Annotated in this window: 18 protein-coding genes; all 18 read left to right on the top strand. The window is 32.7% G+C overall.

Going from position 1 to position 16876, the window contains the following annotated elements; genetic code table 11:
• The first annotated feature begins 8 nt into the window (after positions 1-8).
• The 18 genes from IGL13_RS00595 (at position 9) to IGL13_RS00680 (ending at position 16852) form a co-directional block, all read left to right on the top strand.
• On the top strand, positions 9-626 hold the full coding sequence (locus IGL13_RS00595) for a hypothetical protein (RefSeq protein WP_194180243.1): 618 nt from the start codon (positions 9-11) through the stop codon (positions 624-626).
• Positions 627-1628: 1002 nt separating this feature from the next.
• The gene (locus IGL13_RS00600; RefSeq protein WP_194180244.1) at positions 1629-2018 is read left to right on the top strand and encodes a DUF7006 family protein; all 390 of its coding nucleotides are present in this window, start codon (positions 1629-1631) and stop codon (positions 2016-2018) included.
• A 49-nt stretch (positions 2019-2067) separates the two neighbouring features.
• Positions 2068-2421 carry a hypothetical protein gene (locus tag IGL13_RS00605; RefSeq protein ID WP_194180245.1) on the top strand — a complete coding sequence of 118 codons (354 nt, stop codon included), beginning with the start codon at positions 2068-2070 and terminating at the stop codon, positions 2419-2421.
• A 12-nt stretch (positions 2422-2433) separates the two neighbouring features.
• A complete protein-coding gene (locus tag IGL13_RS00610) occupies positions 2434-3057 on the top strand; it encodes a hypothetical protein (protein ID WP_194180246.1) in 624 nt (207 codons plus the stop codon).
• 28 nt (positions 3058-3085) lie between these two features.
• A complete protein-coding gene (locus tag IGL13_RS00615; protein WP_194180247.1) occupies positions 3086-3799 on the top strand; it encodes a hypothetical protein in 714 nt (237 codons plus the stop codon).
• Between the two features lie 26 nt (positions 3800-3825).
• A complete protein-coding gene (locus IGL13_RS00620) occupies positions 3826-4242 on the top strand; it encodes a hypothetical protein (protein ID WP_194180248.1) in 417 nt (138 codons plus the stop codon).
• Positions 4243-4299: 57 nt separating this feature from the next.
• Positions 4300-5172, top strand: coding sequence for a Bax inhibitor-1 family protein (locus IGL13_RS00625; RefSeq protein ID WP_194180249.1), 873 nt, complete (start codon positions 4300-4302; stop codon positions 5170-5172).
• Between the two features lie 147 nt (positions 5173-5319).
• Positions 5320-6045, top strand: a complete 726-nt coding sequence (locus IGL13_RS00630; RefSeq protein WP_228076923.1) for a class A sortase — start codon at positions 5320-5322, stop codon at positions 6043-6045.
• Between the two features lie 72 nt (positions 6046-6117).
• Positions 6118-6786: an enhanced serine sensitivity protein SseB C-terminal domain-containing protein gene (locus tag IGL13_RS00635; protein ID WP_194180250.1), complete on the top strand. Its 669-nt coding sequence runs from the start codon at positions 6118-6120 to the stop codon at positions 6784-6786.
• Between the two features lie 61 nt (positions 6787-6847).
• Positions 6848-7294, top strand: a complete 447-nt coding sequence (locus tag IGL13_RS00640; RefSeq protein WP_194180251.1) for a hypothetical protein — start codon at positions 6848-6850, stop codon at positions 7292-7294.
• 301 nt (positions 7295-7595) lie between these two features.
• Positions 7596-7973 (top strand): hypothetical protein, encoded by a 378-nt coding sequence (locus IGL13_RS00645; protein ID WP_194180252.1) that lies wholly within the window; start codon positions 7596-7598, stop codon positions 7971-7973.
• Between the two features lie 123 nt (positions 7974-8096).
• On the top strand, positions 8097-8285 hold the full coding sequence (locus IGL13_RS00650) for a hypothetical protein (RefSeq protein ID WP_194180253.1): 189 nt from the start codon (positions 8097-8099) through the stop codon (positions 8283-8285).
• Between the two features lie 34 nt (positions 8286-8319).
• On the top strand, positions 8320-8853 hold the full coding sequence (locus tag IGL13_RS00655; RefSeq protein ID WP_194180254.1) for an STM3941 family protein: 534 nt from the start codon (positions 8320-8322) through the stop codon (positions 8851-8853).
• 56 nt (positions 8854-8909) lie between these two features.
• A complete protein-coding gene (locus IGL13_RS00660; protein WP_194180255.1) occupies positions 8910-9446 on the top strand; it encodes a 5-bromo-4-chloroindolyl phosphate hydrolysis family protein in 537 nt (178 codons plus the stop codon).
• 16 nt (positions 9447-9462) lie between these two features.
• The gene (locus IGL13_RS00665; protein ID WP_194180256.1) at positions 9463-10374 is read left to right on the top strand and encodes a hypothetical protein; all 912 of its coding nucleotides are present in this window, start codon (positions 9463-9465) and stop codon (positions 10372-10374) included.
• 493 nt (positions 10375-10867) lie between these two features.
• The gene (locus tag IGL13_RS00670) at positions 10868-12343 is read left to right on the top strand and encodes a helix-turn-helix domain-containing protein (RefSeq protein ID WP_194180257.1); all 1476 of its coding nucleotides are present in this window, start codon (positions 10868-10870) and stop codon (positions 12341-12343) included.
• Positions 12343-12684, top strand: a complete 342-nt coding sequence (locus IGL13_RS00675; protein ID WP_194180258.1) for a hypothetical protein — start codon at positions 12343-12345, stop codon at positions 12682-12684. Before IGL13_RS00670 ends, IGL13_RS00675 begins: the two co-directional genes overlap by 1 nt.
• Positions 12685-12712: 28 nt before the next feature.
• The gene (locus tag IGL13_RS00680) at positions 12713-16852 is read left to right on the top strand and encodes a SpaA isopeptide-forming pilin-related protein (protein WP_430604615.1); all 4140 of its coding nucleotides are present in this window, start codon (positions 12713-12715) and stop codon (positions 16850-16852) included.
• Positions 16853-16876: the final 24 nt, after the last annotated feature.

A 16876-nucleotide genomic window follows, 5' to 3' on the forward strand; every position in this document is an offset into this window, starting at 1 on the left:
AAAATTGTATGAAAGGTAAAGTCGTTTTTTTGATCATATTATTAATGGTCGGTGGAGGAAGTATTTATTCATTTGTCCAGATGAAAAATGATCAGATTCAAAATCGAGATAGTCAAATTCAACAATTAAAAAAGGATAAAAATCAATTAAATCAGGAACTAGAAACACAGCATCAATCTTTTCTTACAATTAGCGAAGAATTAGAAAGCCAAAAGGGTTTGGCTGTTAATGATAGTGGAAATATAGGTAATCAATTATATCAAAATGCTGTGACTAATGTTTTTAATGGATTATTTTCGTTCACACCGGATACGTATTTTTCTCGAGAAAAAGTTATATCTGCCTTGCTAAACGATCTGTTAATTGATCGTTACTTTGGAGACCATGGATACTATGGTGATGCAAATAACACTACATCCGAGGTATTAAAGTTGTCGATTTATAATCGTACGATACAAAAAAATACAATTGATGGTTTAGTGATTGTTTCTTATCAGAGTAAATTAGCTGGTGAGAAATTTAAAATGGCAAAAGAGTTGTACCAGGTATCTTTTGATGTGGAATCTGGTAAATTTCAGGAAATAAAAAGTCTTGGAAGTACTTTAACGGTTGATCTGATTGATTAATAAAACTATTTTTGTTTATCTGGTTACTTCAACTTTATTGATTTTGTGTCTTCTACAAATGCAACATGATTTTCGTTCACGAGATGTAGTCCAGTAATTAAAATTATCTGAAAAGGTAATAATTTTCTATCGGGATTATTGTTCTGATTGTCAAAAAGCATATCCTTACCTTTGGTGGGTAAATAGATTCAAAAAGTATTTGAAGGATTATCAAATAAAAACTGTTTCGATTTTGTATTATGTTGGAGAAAATATATTGTCACGAACATAAAAGAGATAAAAGCCTTCTTGAGGGAACATAACGAGGATTAAGCGAATGATATAATTCACAAATAGGAAAGAAGGGTTGTATGAAAAAAGGATTGGTGATACTTTTTCTATTAGCAATTTCCGTAATTTTTTTGGTTGGTTATTATCAGAAATTAAGTGATTAAAATCTATTGGTCCAGAAAAATTTATAAGTGAGCAAAACAATGTGATTACTGATTTTAACAAGAGTGTTACAAAAGATCAGAAAAATGGCTATATGGTCTATTCTTATACTAAACCAATATAAAAAAAGCCATTATGAATTTGACTCAGTTAGGAAAATACTTCGTTATATAATATCAATACCGATTTTCGAATGTAATTTTGACGGTAAGAATATGTTAGTTTTTATCGATTTTCTTGCTTTTATCATCAGTAAGTGTCTATTGCTTTGTCTAAAATCACTATTGCCTCCTACCCATATTTTTATTTTTCCTGTTGCTTTTTACGTTTCTGTCACTCTATTAGAATCAATGGGATATTTGTGGGTATTTTGTATTTTTTTCTGAATTAAAGAAAATCAAAAAAAAAAACTATGATTTGAATATTATTAAAATGAAATGGTTAAGTATAATTCTCAATATAGGGAATAGAAAAATTAAGAGAGTTATTTCTACATTTTAGTTTTGATATAGGGTTTATTGAATATGATAATACTTATTTTTGGTGAAAGACTTTTCGGAGGGAAGCTACATGGAACTATGTAATTTACAAAAGCCAGAGGAATACTTGGAATATTATGATAATTTAGTAGGAATTATTTTTGAAGGAGAATATTCAAATCTTACTCTATACTATAAAAAATTACGTGAAGAATTTATACAGGTAATCGAGGAAGAAAGTCGGAACTTTCTGGTACGTATGCGCGAATTGTTACTAATTGATGCAAAAATACAGATGCTAAATCAATTGAAAAATTATAATGAAGAAGATTCTTTATTAGCTGAAATTGAAATTATTGAAATGGTTGAAGATAGTCAGTTTAGTTATTATCGGGAACTATTAGGTAAACATGTTGATGAAAAAATTCCATGGATGTTAATCTGTATGAGTGATTTGCCTAATCATATGAGCCTTAACTAGTTGAATGGAAAATAGTGGTTAGATCATTTTGAAGAATAGAGGAAATAAAATGGTATTAAAGAAAAGAGAAATTGAGAACTATTTAGTACAAAACAATTTGTACAATCATAGTGCTCATTTTGTATGGTCAACAGTTGGGGGCTCGTATTTTATACTAGCAATTGATGAAGTTAAATTAGTTTTACTTCCAATTACATCTTTAGGACATATTAGTGGTGAAATCCACTTATTGAAACGAGAGAATATAGAGATTTTAGAAATGAAAAAGATATTATTAGGTTATAAATTGAAAGTAAAGCCTGTTGACGATGTGGCTGAAACCTTCATTATCCGACCATTTATGCTTGGATATAAAGGTCAAGGAGAAGCATTACAATCTATTCTAAAGATGTTCAACAAATAGAAAGGATTATTCATGAAAAAAATAATTGTGTATCTTCTGTTTTTCAGTATAACTGTGCTTGCTATTATACTGGCTGGTCTTTCTTCGCTGTTCTTTATGGGGATTTTGTTAATTAGAGAAGTCTTACTATACAGCTATCATTTTTCAGAAGATATAGTAGCAGTTGCTTTAGTTCTAATAGCAATACCATTGTGGCTTTTCTTTTTTCAATTTTTTCAGGATATAAACTATCGAGTTATCCATCTGACTGGATATTGGGCGTATAGTAAACCGAGATTCAGTCGCAGAGGGGTTACTATTCCAAATTTTTATGAGACGAAATTACAAAATGATTCTATGAGAAGGAACATCCAAAAATCAAAGTATCGTTATCGCTTTATGGCAATTTTACAATGGGTTATTGCCACAGTTGTTGCAGAACTATCTATGGTAGGTTATTGGTACATCTCTGAAATACTTAACTTAAAAATCCATGGAATAGTCTTCTTCATTTTACTGATGGGAACTATGTATTTCACATTCAATATTTTAGGGAAAGCACAAAAAAAACTTCATCTAGAGATTGCTTACGTAGAGAACGAACGTGAATTCTTCTATAAAAAAGAAGTCATAAAAAATAAGGAAAGATATTGCTGAAATCAAAATAAATAGACGAGGAATCAATATGTCAGAAAAAAATACGTTTATTCTTAAATACCATTTTCGTTTCTTTGTAACTTTTTTTTGTATATTAACGACACTGGGATTCGTCGGGATTGCTTGGATGATGATTCTAGACCATAACATAGTTTTTAGTCTTGGTGTAATTTGTATCGCATTATTTATGGCCTGGGTATCAGTTGTACAAGTTATACTTCCTATAAATAAGTATCATTTTTTTATTGATCGCAATCAAAATTTTATGCTAATCAATTTTGGATTAGGGGCAACCAAAAAAATTCTATTGTCTGATATTCGAGGCGTTGCGCTGAGCTGGCGAACAATCAAGGGCAATACGACTGATTTATTGCAGTTAGCAGTGTCGCCTGATGTTTGGTGTCGATTCTATCGAAGAACAGAAAAGCAAGTAGAATATAGGCAGGATTACGAAGAATTATATATTGTTTTGGCTGTGACGAATCAAAAAGACAATGAAATGAATACATTGGTTCACTTTCTAGTAGAAAGTGGCATTCCTAAAAGGACTTTTGTACGTCCTGTCTTAGGGAAATATCCAGGTGTTCCACGAATGAGTAAATCTCAAATTAATGGTAGATCTGAAAATCCGATAGTAAACAAACAGAAGAGACGCAAGTGTGTGAGTAAAATAGTGGATATCATTTTTATTATTTTGGGACTTATGATTCTCCTTAATCGTTTGCTTAGATTATTTTTTTAAATACTTCTAATATGGAGGGAACTTATGTGTTAAATCAGGATAGAAAAGTTTCTCATACAATAATGATAGTTAGTTATGTGTTTTTTGTTTTAGGTTTATTATTTTGGGATTGGGGAGCTATTCTTTTTATTAGTATCTTTACTTTTGGAATCCCACTTATTGGATTAGCTCTTCCACTATTAGGCATTGGCATGGATCACGCCAAATCATATCCGTCTTTATATTTGCGATTATTTTGTAGTTTAATCATTATAATTCCTTTAGTTATTACAATTTTTTCCTTACCACTAAAAACATTGGTGGATGAAAGTGGTTCTTATATAGCCACTCCTAACGGACAGGTTCTGGCAATCTTGATCATTGTCTCAGGTATCTTTTTTTTAGTGAATGCGGTAGTTATGTTTCGAAATCAATACCAAGTTCTTAAAGAAAGAGAGAAATAGTAAACAAAAAGAATAATCGATTTGTTTTTAACTGTATTTGCACGGGTGGATTATCAAATGAAAGAAGAAGACCAAATGAAAAGAAATAAGCAAGCACATTCAAACATTGAAGAAAATTCTAGCTCGTCTGATTTACTGAGCCTCTCAAAGGAAATGACGAGTATTGGTAGTGTAGATGGAAATTATATCGGAAAGTTTCATCTACTACTGAGAGCGAGCAAGTTTGCTCCTAAAGAAGAGGAAGTTCCCTTCTTACTAAAGCATATTTTGAAAGTATATTTTATTTTTATGCTTCAATTAGGCTATACTTGGGCGGTGGCGTGGTACATGTATTTACAGCCAGATGTATTATTGAAAATACTAACTGTTCTTTTTTCAGTACACGGTTTTGTATTTATTGTGGTATCACTACTACTAATTTTTTTATTGTGGATAGCACAAGGAATCAATTCTTTAGCGCTAGGACTGGTATCGATTATTAGTTTCACAACACTTATGGGTATCCCGCTTGGATTAGTTACTATAGTTTATGATAAGAATCTGATTTTTGAAGCTTTCGTACTGACATTAATTATTTTTGCAAGTAGTTCACTTTTTGGTATTTTAACAAAGAATAACTTAACCGGATGGGGAATGCCCTTATTTGGTGGACTATTTGCAATAATCATATTAGGATTCTTTCAGTATTATTATCAGAACAGCTTATTAAATATGCTGATTCTATTAGCAGATGTTGTTGTTTTCACATTATATGTTGCTTATGACAATCAAATGATTAAAATTCGGTTTTTAGACAAACTAAGGGATGACATTGCCGATTCGAAAAAATCGTGGTGGCTATTAGCTATGTCTAGCTCGATAGATATCTATTTAGACTTTGTAAATTTATTTTTAGATGTCTTGAGTCTTCTCGGAGATGATGATGATTAATGTTTTTAAGGAGGAAATATAGTGAGAGCACACCGACACCTTCTGCGAATCAATTGAAATATAGTATTTAAGGAGCAGTATGGTTAAAGATAATTCATTTGGTAATCAAAGGAAATATGTGTGATAGATTAGACGTAATTGAGTATAATGACAGAAAGAATGGTGGCAATGAAATATGTGAAAAATATCGCTGGAAAAACATTGATTCTTCTTTTTTTCCTAATAGGATTAGGACTAATTTTTAATAAACAAATTGAGTCTTTTGTTGTGAAAAATCAATCAGATATATATAGTTTAAAGAGTGCAAACGCAGCAGAACTGCAAAAAAATAATCAAAAGTCAGCGGATTTTAACTTTCAGACAGTAAATGAGATGAGCCCGGAAGCTGTATTAAAAGCTAAGTTATCCAATAAAAAATTACCTGTAATTGGTGGAATTGCAATACCTGAAGTGTCGCTTAATCTCTCTATTTTTAAAGGAATATCGAATGAAGCATTGTTATGGGGAGCAGGAACAATGTCTGAAAATCAAAAGATGGGTGAAGGAAATTATGGTCTTGCAAGTCATAGAGCATATGAACCTGGTTTACTATTTAGTCCCTTAGAGAAAGTAGAACTTGGGGATAAGGTATATTTGACGGATTTGGTAAATATCTATGAGTATACGGTCAATTTCAAAGAAAAAGTAGCACCAACGAAAACTGAATTATTAAATGTACAACCAGGTAAGAAGTTGATTACATTGGTGACTTGTGGGGATATGAATGCTACAACACGCTTAGTTGTCCAAGGAACATTTGTGAGGAGTATTTTGGTAAAGAAAGCGCCAAAAAGTATAACTGATGCTTTTGAGATTGAGCAGAAGACATATTAATTTACTCTTTGCCACTTATTAGTATCGTTAGGTCCTAGATGAATGTCAATGCAAAATGTGGTGGAATAGAAAATGACATTATTTAATTTTAAAAGAAAAAAGAAATTGCCTAGCCTTTTTTTTGATTTTCCTAGAAATGATATCGGATTTCAAAAAGTAGTTGATTGGCTGAAGAATGCTGAGCAATTAATTATTGAGTTAGATTCAGAGGGGAAATTTACCTTATTCTCTACAAAAGAAGAACAAATCTATCTCAATATCTATACAGATATCAATCAAAGTTTAGTTTCTGATAAAGCAGCCAAAAATTTTGCGACTGTGAACTATCCGACACTTATACAAATATTTAATGAACATCTTGATTTAGATTTTATTTGGTTAAATCCTCACTCTGATAGTGTTCAGCTTAATCGAGTTGTATTTAGCTCTATATATACTATAAAGAAAGATACCCCTGTCCAAATTGGATTGCCAAATCATCCGCCTAAAGAATTAATTGATTTTTTAATCAAAGTTGGTGTTAATGACGATACAATTCAGCGGATTTATTTGGCATTAATGAGGAATAATGAAGAATTTAGTTTTGTGGTGAAAATGGATAGTCCAAATGCAAAATCGATTGTTCAATCTATCGGTCCCAACATTTCTCAATTATGTAAGGAATATCAAATGAGTTACCCTGTTGATTTTTTTTATAATGATATGATTTCTGAAGATAAGTACTTGATTTATTCTAGGTAGTAATTTTTCGATGCAATATAGGTCGATTTATTTGAGATAAAAATAAGCGAGGGATATGAAAATGAATATAAAATATGATTATCCGACTACTGCTCATCATCCTTTTGATATGAGTACAAACTTAGAATATTATATAGATACCTCTGGATTAACTTATTTAGGACAAAAGTGTGACTTTGATGCTCCAATGAGCAATTCTACTCTAAATAAAATAATTCCTAGAGGATATAAAACTTTAATTTTGTTGCGACGTTATTTTATTGTAGATAAAAGTGGAATCATTTGGAAAAATTCTGAAGTTGTGGATAACTTAAATTTATCAAATGAAAAGTTTAGAATTAATTCTTACGATGAGATTTTATTAGAAAGATTAAATATATATACCTCAGGATTTGAAAATGAGTTTGATGATTTAGACTGGGCTCTTGATTTTGCCAAAAATTATTTGGCGAATCATAATAATAAATTACTTATATCCCAAATTATTTATAAGGAATTTTGGCATTGAACATGTTTTTGGCAAACAGAAGTATCGATTTTGATGGTATTTAGATATTCTAACGGGGGACAAGAAATGTATAAAACTGAATATGATGAACTGAGAATAAAGGGCATAATTGAAATATTACAGAATGACAATCCTCTAAGCGTTTGTGCAGAAGAAATAAAAAAACATTTTAAATTTTTATGCTGGCAAAGCTACGAATAGCTTTATTTATTATGTTCTTACTGATTTAGAATGTTTTTTTGAAATTTACCCAACACAGAGTAATAATGACATATTATGGTATAGATTGATAGCAGATGAAATGACTTATGAAGAAGGAAAAAAATATTTTTTGGATTATTTATCAACTATAGAAGATACGCAAGACTTCAAAGATATATCTCCTAAATCACATTTATTTGAATTTTATCAGCGTTGGGTAAAAGTTGAAGGGGATAAGTTTGAGATTGAAGTTGTTTATAACATTCCGTATAGTTATACGCTTATGAAAGAAATCAAGAAAGATAACTATTTCATCAACATTGAACAACATAGAGGAGCTGCTTCAGGAAGCCTAGATTACAAGTTAGATCAAGAAGATAATAGAGTTTTAAGAAGACTTTTAGAGATTGGAAATAAAAAAGAAATTAATTATTTTATTAAGGAAAAGTATCCAACTGTTGAGGGATTGAGTTGCTAATAATTCACGATGCAATATATAAAAAGCTTAAGAAATAGAAAGATCGAAGATGTTTACTAGATATATTGGACAATGTCCAAAGCAAGTGGGGTTAATCTGAATTATCATAAAGGACAATTTAGATTGAAATCAAAAAATATCTATTTAGCTAAACTAGTTGGTACTAATAGACTCAAAAATAAATATAAAGAGAAAGAGCGGTTCCCTGATATTAAGTTTATGATTAGAGGTGTCGATGAGGATGGTAGAGTTGAACGGGAAGATTTTACTTTATTAAAAGATATTCTTTATCATTCCGCAAAGAATCCCTAAATTGTATCAAAACCAATGACAAAGAGGCAAGATAATGGATGAAGAACTTATTATATACCGAAGCAAATTAAAACAAATTGGTTTATCGTTACTAGGTTTTTTGATGGTCGTGACAAGTTTAGCTGTTTTAATGGGTGGTTTAGTAGATGGAAAATTTTTATTAATTATCATTGGCTTGATAGGATCAGTTTTTTTTGGATTTTGTGAATTTTTGTTGATTAAACAAGTTTTTAAAAGAAAGCCGATTATTATTTTGAATAGTGAAGGTTTTTTTGATTATTCAAGTGCGTTAAGTGCAAAAAAATTCTTGATTCCTTGGGAAAGTATTTCCAAAATAGAAAAGACAAGTATGATAAATCAAGAATTTGTTTCAGTTTACTTAAAACAACCAGAAGAATTTTTAGATAAGTTATCACAATTTCAAAGAAAAGCTGTACAAGTAAATATTCGTATGGGGTTTGGTGAAATAAATATAACTCTTCAAAGCGCGAAGCATTATACCAACGAGCAACTAAGTATTCAAATGAATCGTTACCTTTCTTTAGCTAAAGCAACAGTTGAAGAATGATATGATTAACGAAATTTTTATTTGTTTGAATCAATATTGACTAGGGGGATTGTTCATTGTACTTTTATGTAATAATTGGTGTATTTATGCTACTTATTTTGTCTATTATTGGTTTTAGACTAATGAAACGGTCAAAATTAAAAACAAAACAGCTATTAGCAGTTTTAGCTTTTCAAGAAGAAAATAAGTTAAGCAATCGAGATTTAAAAGTGTTTAAAGAAGTGATGAGTGAGGCTAAGAAACAAATTCTATTAGCCGAGCAATCGTCGAAATGGATGGTAGATAATCAAAACAATGTACTTTCTGCGATTAATGCCAGTAAGGAGATTTTTAAACATCTAATGGACGAACCGAAAGATCTGGTTTTATATGGAGATTTTCTATATAGAAGTCTACCTGCTTTTACTAGTACATTGGAAAGAAGACAAAAAATCGAATTAGCAGAAGTTGAGGATGAAGGAGTTATTCAAGTTAAAAGCGACTTAGATGCTATTTTGGCCGAATTAACCGAAGCACTTCTTACTACTTTCCATGACCATATGAATGAGGAATTAAAAGATGCCGAAATTGAGCAAGTGGTAACCAAACAATAGGTTAAAGGAGCGGCTAATGAATAAAGAATCAACTAAGTTTTCAGAGAAATACGATCAACTGTTCGAAAAGCCAAAATTAAAGGTTTTTGAAGAAAGAAAAATTAAGGTGCTGCTTTTACTAGGTGTTGTTGTAACGGGTTGTGTTATTGTTATTCCTTATTTATTTTTACTAGTAAATGAGCATATGATTTTAAATTCCCAAAAAAAGATTGATGAAATTGAGGCATCGCAGCCATTCACTGAAGTCCCCATATTTATGAAGAATCTAACTATTCAATTTCCTCCCAATTACCAAAAAGTAGAAAAATATAATTTGCATTTTGATGGAAAGAAACTTGATTTTGGCAATGGTTACGCGCTTGAAATGGTAGGATTTACTAGTGTTGAGAATAAATTAACTGATTATTCTCTCAAACCTAGCGAGGGATACGATCCAGTTACGGATGTATTAATTGCTAAAGGTACGATGAAGCAGTGGTCCATTGTTAACGATGGGAAAAAACGTATGTACGACACGGCGAATCCTTTTGAATCAGAAACCTATACCGCAGTTCGGGTTACTGGAAATTTGTTGAAAAGTATGGATATGCAAGAAATGAAGGAGAAAGGTTCTTTTTTGACTTTGTATCAACAAGAGAATATCGGCGACGTAAAGACTGGAATTGTTATAAATTGTAGTCCTTCTCATGGGTTATCGGATGAGTTAGGCGAGATTACACAAAGTTATGTAGTATTGACGAAGTATTGGTTATTTCCAGATGGTGTAGGGGTTATAGTTGATATGGGGAATAACTATTTAGGAAATCTTGCAGAAAAAGACGATTTCTCAACGATTAATGATCAAAAGCTCAAAGAAATTGATATGCTCACGATGAATAGTTACAGCTGGTTAGATAAACATTTTCAATTGGAAAGAGTACAGAAGTAAGCATCCTTTTAACTAGGAAAAAATAGAGCTCATTTGATTGTATCAATATTGATTGTTTAATTAAGTTTTTGACTTAAATATATTAGCGGTTTAGAGAATAAATCTTAATGTAAGTGGTGCGCAAAAGAGAACATTTAGGTGTTCTCTTTTTTCATACATTATATTTAAGTATCGTTTACGGAAAATCTAAGCTGAAAGTCAGTTGTTGGGCAGAGTAATTATTTATAAATAATGATTAATCATAGCTGTTTGTATCAATATGATCTTAGTTTTTACTAGAGCAAAGCTGTTTTTTTAAATTTTTTCCATTTTTGAAAAAATCAAAAAAATATATATGAAAAATTTTGATTTTTTTTTCTTTTTTTGAGTTATAGTGTAAAAGTCTTTCAGAGCCTTTTGCTATGAGCGAGATAAAAATCATGCTACTATTATTTTGTAATATTGTAGGCTATGTTTTACTAGAAATTAACTGTCTGAGGAAGGGGGACATTCAGTGGATTTCTCTCAATTACTTGACGAAGATCAGCGCTTTCAACTATTTATCCTTCGTTTTTTAGATTTAACAGTGGATGATTATATAACGATTTCAAAGTTGGTAGAGGTAACTGGTCAATCTAAATTTAAACTTGTTAAGTTTATACAGTCTCTAAACTATGATTTGCATGAATTTAGAGAGAACTGCCGAATAGTCATTCAAGATGATGTGCTAGTAACCGAAAACATTGATTTAACAGTGATTAAACTTTTACAAATAGATTATTTTAAAAATAGTCAGGTTTTCCAATTATTGTTGTACTTGTTAGAAGAAAGTGGAAGTATCGACAAATATGCAGAAAGCTATTTTCTAAGTCAATCTAAAGCCTATGCGGTGAGAAAACAGTTGGTATCTTTTCTTAAATTAGTAAATATTAAAGTAAAGAAAAATCAGCTGATTGGTGAAGAATTCGCGGTTCGAAATACATTAAGTACCTTAATATTTGAATGCTTAAATGGCTACTATTCTCCATTTTCAAATGAAGTAATTACATTATCGAAAAAGATTATCGAGTTTCTGACTTATTTTTTTGATCTTCGACTAACACCAACACAAAATATTAAATTTACTCTATTAACGAGTATTAGTTTGGCACGTTGTAAACATGGAAAACCAATTTCTTATTCTTTTTTTTCAGAGTCAAACAAAATCTTTAGTAGTGTCGAAAAAAATTTGCGACATCTATCAAATGAGATTGACGTAGATTTAGCTACCCTAAAAAATGAGTTATCCTATCTTTCAATGTTCCTTTTTACGGAAGGAGAATTAGCTAATGATTTAGAGGATAATTTTGACTTTAGCTATTTTGAAAGTATAGATTACAAAAGTGAAGAATTGAGTAATAAGATACTTGATCAAATTAAGATTAGCTACCAAATAGATTTATCTCAAGATGTTCGACGAGCATACACACATCGAATAAAGCAAGCAAATCGAAAACGTACAATTTATAGCTTTGAAACTTCAAGCTTTTCGACCAACAAGCAAATCCAGTCTATAGATGAGTTATACCCGGTATATTCGAGTATCATCTGGAATGAAATTACTGAGGCATACGCACAGATGTCCAAAGATCAAATAAGTAGATGTTTCTATGATTATTTATTTATTTTGTTAGATGTGAATCCACCAGAGTTAATAGAACAGCCCGTGTATGTCTGTGTTGATTTTTCTCAAGGATCCGACTATACGAATTTTATTATTAAACAAATTGAAGGATTTAAAGATCTTAATCTCGTTATTGAACACAGAGTCTCTGTTCATACCAAGATCTTAATCTCGAATTGTGTGTGGGAAAACTTCAAAGGTGCACAAATCGTTTGGAAAAATCCCCCAACACCCAGTGACTGGGAGTTTTTTGGCAATACTGTAGTTAGAATTAAACAGGAATTCTTGTTTTCAGAAAACGATTATCAAGTGAAAGGAGGTACATAATGAAAAATATTTTGGGACTGTTTGGAACAGCAGTCATTGTGCAGCCTATGTTTACACTTGGAATGATTGGACTTTTTGCAGAAAAGGACAGCAAAGGGTTTAGAAATGATACGACCTCTTCTGCGTTAGTTGAATATAAAAACAATCAAGTAATTATTACCAAGTCAAATCAAGAAAAAAAGCGGTTACCTAATCAATCAGTAACTAAACCACTAGATAGCTTGGAAGGGTATCTTTCTATGCTGGAAGCTAAACCGGAATTAAAGAGGGGGAGAGAGACTACAACGCAATTAGGACAAAAGATGAAACATCTGGCCCAAACATTTTTATTTACAGGTTGAACAATCAATTTATATAAGGAGGAAAACAATGAAAAAGAGAATTTACAAAGTAGTCTATATGTTAGCAAGTCTCGTTATGGTTATAGGACAGCTGGGAATTGCTCAAGTATTTGCTGAAACGGTTAGTCCAGACGATTCTTCAGCTCGAGAAACTAAGGTATATCATGATTACGAGGAATATCAAAAAGCATTAAAACAGTATAACGAAGAATATGCTCAGTATGAGCAAGACTTGGATGAATATAATCAGAAGAAGCAAGAGCATGATGACGCCCAATCAGAGGCAGATCGAGTTGAGAAAGAGAACGCTGAAAAAAAAGCTGCTTATGAGAAGGCGCTTGAACAGTATCAAAAGGATCTAGATGAATATAATAAAAAACAAGCAGAAATAAATGATCATGATTCAAAAGGACAGTACATAGGTCCTAATGTGTACAGTACTTACTCACAATTACAATCTTATCTAGTGAATTATTCTGCTATGGTGCAAATGTCTAATTATGGGTTATCTATAAATGGAGAATCACTAATTTCTACTATTAAAGGAAATATGGCTGCAGATCCATTTACTGGTAGTTCAGAAATCGAATCTAATGTTCAAGGAGTAATCGATCAATGGAATCTTTATGCTGAATTTGAACAATCAATTTATGGAACTACTCCGCCTATGAGTATTAGCGGGGTTACACCTGGAGCTATTAATGGCGCTTGGTATGACGGTTTTAAAGGTGTAGAGTTTTATCATACTTTTAACAGTACAACCGGCCAAACAGCAGATAATGTTCCCCAAATTTTGGATCATCCAACGGAAGATAATATTAAACAAGCTTTGACCGACTTATTCACTAAAACTGGTGGTTTAGCATTCGATGCAGCAAATCAACAAATGAATAAGGATACTTTCATGGTTGATCAAAATATGGTCAGCAAGTGGTCTTCAGCAATAGAAGAAGCTAAAAAACAAGGTATGACTTTATATACAACCGCGATTCAACAGTATATTTCAGCTTTTGAGGCCTATAATAATTCTAACTACGAAACAGCTGATTATAATACTTTTATGAGTGCAATAGACAAAGCAACTGAGACTCAAAAAAAAGCAATGAATCTTATTGGAGGAATGAATGAAGTTAGTTTAGAAGATGGAGATAATAGCGCTCCTTATTACAATGATTTGAAAAATTTATCTGCTTCTGATTTAGCCAATAAGTATGGGTATTTAAAACTTCTGAGCAACATGGCGAGTGAAGCAACTTACGGCTATTTCCATTTATTGACACCTGAATCTGGGGAGGTAATAACTGTTGCGACAGCTAGTTCTTGGTCAAACAGCTATGCTACTTTTGGGAAGAGTCAATCAAATTATATTCCCAAATTGACGCCACCTACAGAGCCTACTCCGCCAATATACGAAATCGTACCAGTTGTTCCTGATGAACCTGTACCACCTGTTCCCCCAATAAAACCGGTGTACGAGCCATTAAATAATATAAGTCTGCTTAAAGTGGATAAAGAAACTAAGGAACCGTTAGCAAATGCTAAATTTGAACTAGAAAACATTGATAATAAGGAAGTTCTAGGAACATTTACAACTGGAAATGATGGTTTGCTAGAAATTAATAACCTAAATCCTGGGACATACACCCTTACCGAAATTGAATCTCCAGAAGGCTATGTTCTCGACAATACCCCTGTTTCATTTATTATTCATGGTACAGAGAATGAAAAGATTCAATTAGAGAAATCGAATATTTCAACTACTGGTAGTGTAGAATTAACAAAAGTAGATGAAAAAACAAATACAGCTTTGCAAGGAGCAGTGTTTGAAATTAGAGATTCTAATGGTTCTATTGTTCGTTCAGCACTTCAGACGAACTTGGAAGGAAAAATACTAGTTGATGGACTAAAATCAGGAGAATATTCGTTTGTAGAAACTAAAGCACCAACAGGTTATGTATTAGATAATACTCCAATTAAATTTACTATAGAAAAAGATCAACAAGAAGTTGTGAAAGTATCCGTTAAAAACAAATTAATGCCTGGAGGCGCCGTCCTAAGTAAAACCGATGCGAAAACAGGGGAAGCCTTACAAGGAGCAGTGTTTGAGTTACAAGACAAAGATGGCAAAGCTCTGCAAAGTGGGCTAATAACTGATAATTCAGGGAAATTAGCGATTGACGGCTTGGAACCAGGAGACTATCAATTCGTAGAAACGCAAGCGCCAACTGGTTATGACTTAGACCAAACGCCAGTGAAATTTGCAATAGAAAAAGGTCAAACGGAAGCAGTTCAAGTATCAATGACGAACAGAATGACTCCTGGAGGAGTGGTCTTAAGTAAAACCGATGCGAAAACAGGGGAAGCCTTACAAGGAGCAGTGTTTGAGTTACAAGACAAAGATGGCAAAGCTCTGCAAAGTGGGCTAATAACTGATAATTCAGGGAAATTAGCGATTGACGGCTTGGAACCAGGAGACTATCAATTCGTAGAAACGCAAGCGCCAACTGGTTATGACTTAGACCAAACGCCAGTGAAATTTGCAATAGAAAAAGGTCAAACGGAAGCAGTTCAAGTATCAATGACGAACAGAATGACTCCTGGAGGAGTGGTCTTAAGTAAAACCGATGCGAAAACAGGGGAAGCCTTACAAGGAGCAGTGTTTGAGTTACAAGACAAAGATGGCAAAGCTCTGCAAAGTGGGCTAATAACTGATAATTCAGGGAAATTAGCGATTGACGGCTTGGAACCAGGAGACTATCAATTCGTAGAAACGCAAGCGCCAACTGGTTATGATTTAGACCAAACGCCAGTGAAATTTGCAATAGAAAAAGGTCAAACGGAAGCAGTTCAAGTATCAATGACGAACAGAATGACTCCTGGAGGAGTGGTCTTAAGTAAAACCGATGCGAAAACAGGGGAAGCCTTACAAGGAGCAGTGTTTGAGTTACAAGACAAAGATGGCAAAGCTCTGCAAAGTGGGCTAATAACTGATAATTCAGGGAAATTAGCGATTGACGGCTTGGAACCAGGAGACTATCAATTCGTAGAAACGCAAGCGCCAACTGGTTATGACTTAGACCAAACGCCAGTGAAATTTGCAATAGAAAAAGGTCAAACGGAAGCAGTTCAAGTATCAATGACGAACAGAATGACTCCTGGAGGAGTGGTCTTAAGTAAAACCGATGCGAAAACAGGGGAAGCCTTACAAGGAGCAGTGTTTGAGTTACAAGACAAAGATGGCAAAGCTCTGCAAAGTGGGCTAATAACTGATAATTCAGGGAAATTAGCGATTGACGGCTTGGAACCAGGAGACTATCAATTCGTAGAAACGCAAGCGCCAACTGGTTATGACTTAGACGCTACGCCAGTAACCTTTACAATAGAAAAAAGCCAAACAGAAGCAGTTCAAGTAACGAAGACGAATCAACCAACGGTAGGTTCAGTTGTTCTAACTAAAATTGATTCTAAAACAAGAGACAAGTTGGCAGGAGCAGCCTTTGAATTAAGAGATAGCAATAACAAAATTGTTCTGAAAGACTTAGTGACAGATAGCAACGGTAAACTAGCCATTAATGATTTAAAACCAGGCGAATACCAGTTAGTAGAAACGCAAGCGCCAACTGGCTATACATTAGATGCAACACCAATTGAATTTGTTGTAAAAAGTGATAAATCTTCTCAAGAGAATTTGACTAAGACAAATAAAGGGCAAGAGAAATCTGCTCGAATTGAAAAGAGAGACTCACGCACGAATGAATTGTTATCAGGCGCAAAATTTAAATTGCTAGACTCTAAAGGAAAGACTATCAAAGAAGAGATAACTACTGATAAAAATGGTATAGCAACAATTGAAGGACTAGAAGAAGGTTCATATCAATTGATTGAAACCCAAGCCCCAACAGGGTATATATTAGATAAAACAGCAATTCGCTTTACAATTGAAAAGGATTCTTCTCTTATTACACTAACTAAGTTAAATACTAAGAAAACTGATCCTACAGATTCTGATAAAACAAATAACCCATCAAATTCAGGACAAAGTTCAAGTACTTACTCACCAAAATCCTACCCTAAGACGGGTGAGAAGAGTAGTGTTTGGATAACTGTAATTGGTGTAATTATAGTTGTCTTGATTGGACTAGCTTGGTCTGCAAAGAAAAGACGCTAAAATTTAAGCATAAAAAGGAGTGGT

It is taken from the genome of Enterococcus sp. DIV1937 (genome assembly GCF_050535975.1).
In the GTDB taxonomy this organism is placed as follows: Bacteria; Bacillota; Bacilli; order Lactobacillales; family Enterococcaceae; genus Enterococcus; species Enterococcus faecalis.

Excerpts from the sequence above, each read along its gene's own strand:
- IGL13_RS00595 (WP_194180243.1), top strand. The coding sequence starts at position 9 with ATGAAAGGTAAAGTCGTTTTTTTGATCATATTATTAATGGTCGGTGGA.
- IGL13_RS00600 (WP_194180244.1), top strand. The coding sequence starts at position 1,629 with ATGGAACTATGTAATTTACAAAAGCCAGAGGAATACTTGGAATATTAT.
- IGL13_RS00605 (WP_194180245.1), top strand. The coding sequence starts at position 2,068 with ATGGTATTAAAGAAAAGAGAAATTGAGAACTATTTAGTACAAAACAAT.
- IGL13_RS00610 (WP_194180246.1), top strand. The coding sequence starts at position 2,434 with ATGAAAAAAATAATTGTGTATCTTCTGTTTTTCAGTATAACTGTGCTT.
- IGL13_RS00615 (WP_194180247.1), top strand. The coding sequence starts at position 3,086 with ATGTCAGAAAAAAATACGTTTATTCTTAAATACCATTTTCGTTTCTTT.
- IGL13_RS00625 (WP_194180249.1), top strand. The coding sequence starts at position 4,300 with ATGAAAGAAGAAGACCAAATGAAAAGAAATAAGCAAGCACATTCAAAC.
- IGL13_RS00630 (WP_228076923.1), top strand. The coding sequence starts at position 5,320 with ATGACAGAAAGAATGGTGGCAATGAAATATGTGAAAAATATCGCTGGA.
- IGL13_RS00635 (WP_194180250.1), top strand. The coding sequence starts at position 6,118 with ATGACATTATTTAATTTTAAAAGAAAAAAGAAATTGCCTAGCCTTTTT.
- IGL13_RS00640 (WP_194180251.1), top strand. The coding sequence starts at position 6,848 with ATGAATATAAAATATGATTATCCGACTACTGCTCATCATCCTTTTGAT.
- IGL13_RS00645 (WP_194180252.1), top strand. The coding sequence starts at position 7,596 with ATGACTTATGAAGAAGGAAAAAAATATTTTTTGGATTATTTATCAACT.
- IGL13_RS00655 (WP_194180254.1), top strand. The coding sequence starts at position 8,320 with ATGGATGAAGAACTTATTATATACCGAAGCAAATTAAAACAAATTGGT.
- IGL13_RS00665 (WP_194180256.1), top strand. The coding sequence starts at position 9,463 with ATGAATAAAGAATCAACTAAGTTTTCAGAGAAATACGATCAACTGTTC.
- IGL13_RS00675 (WP_194180258.1), top strand. The coding sequence starts at position 12,343 with ATGAAAAATATTTTGGGACTGTTTGGAACAGCAGTCATTGTGCAGCCT.
- IGL13_RS00680 (WP_430604615.1), top strand. The coding sequence starts at position 12,713 with ATGAAAAAGAGAATTTACAAAGTAGTCTATATGTTAGCAAGTCTCGTT.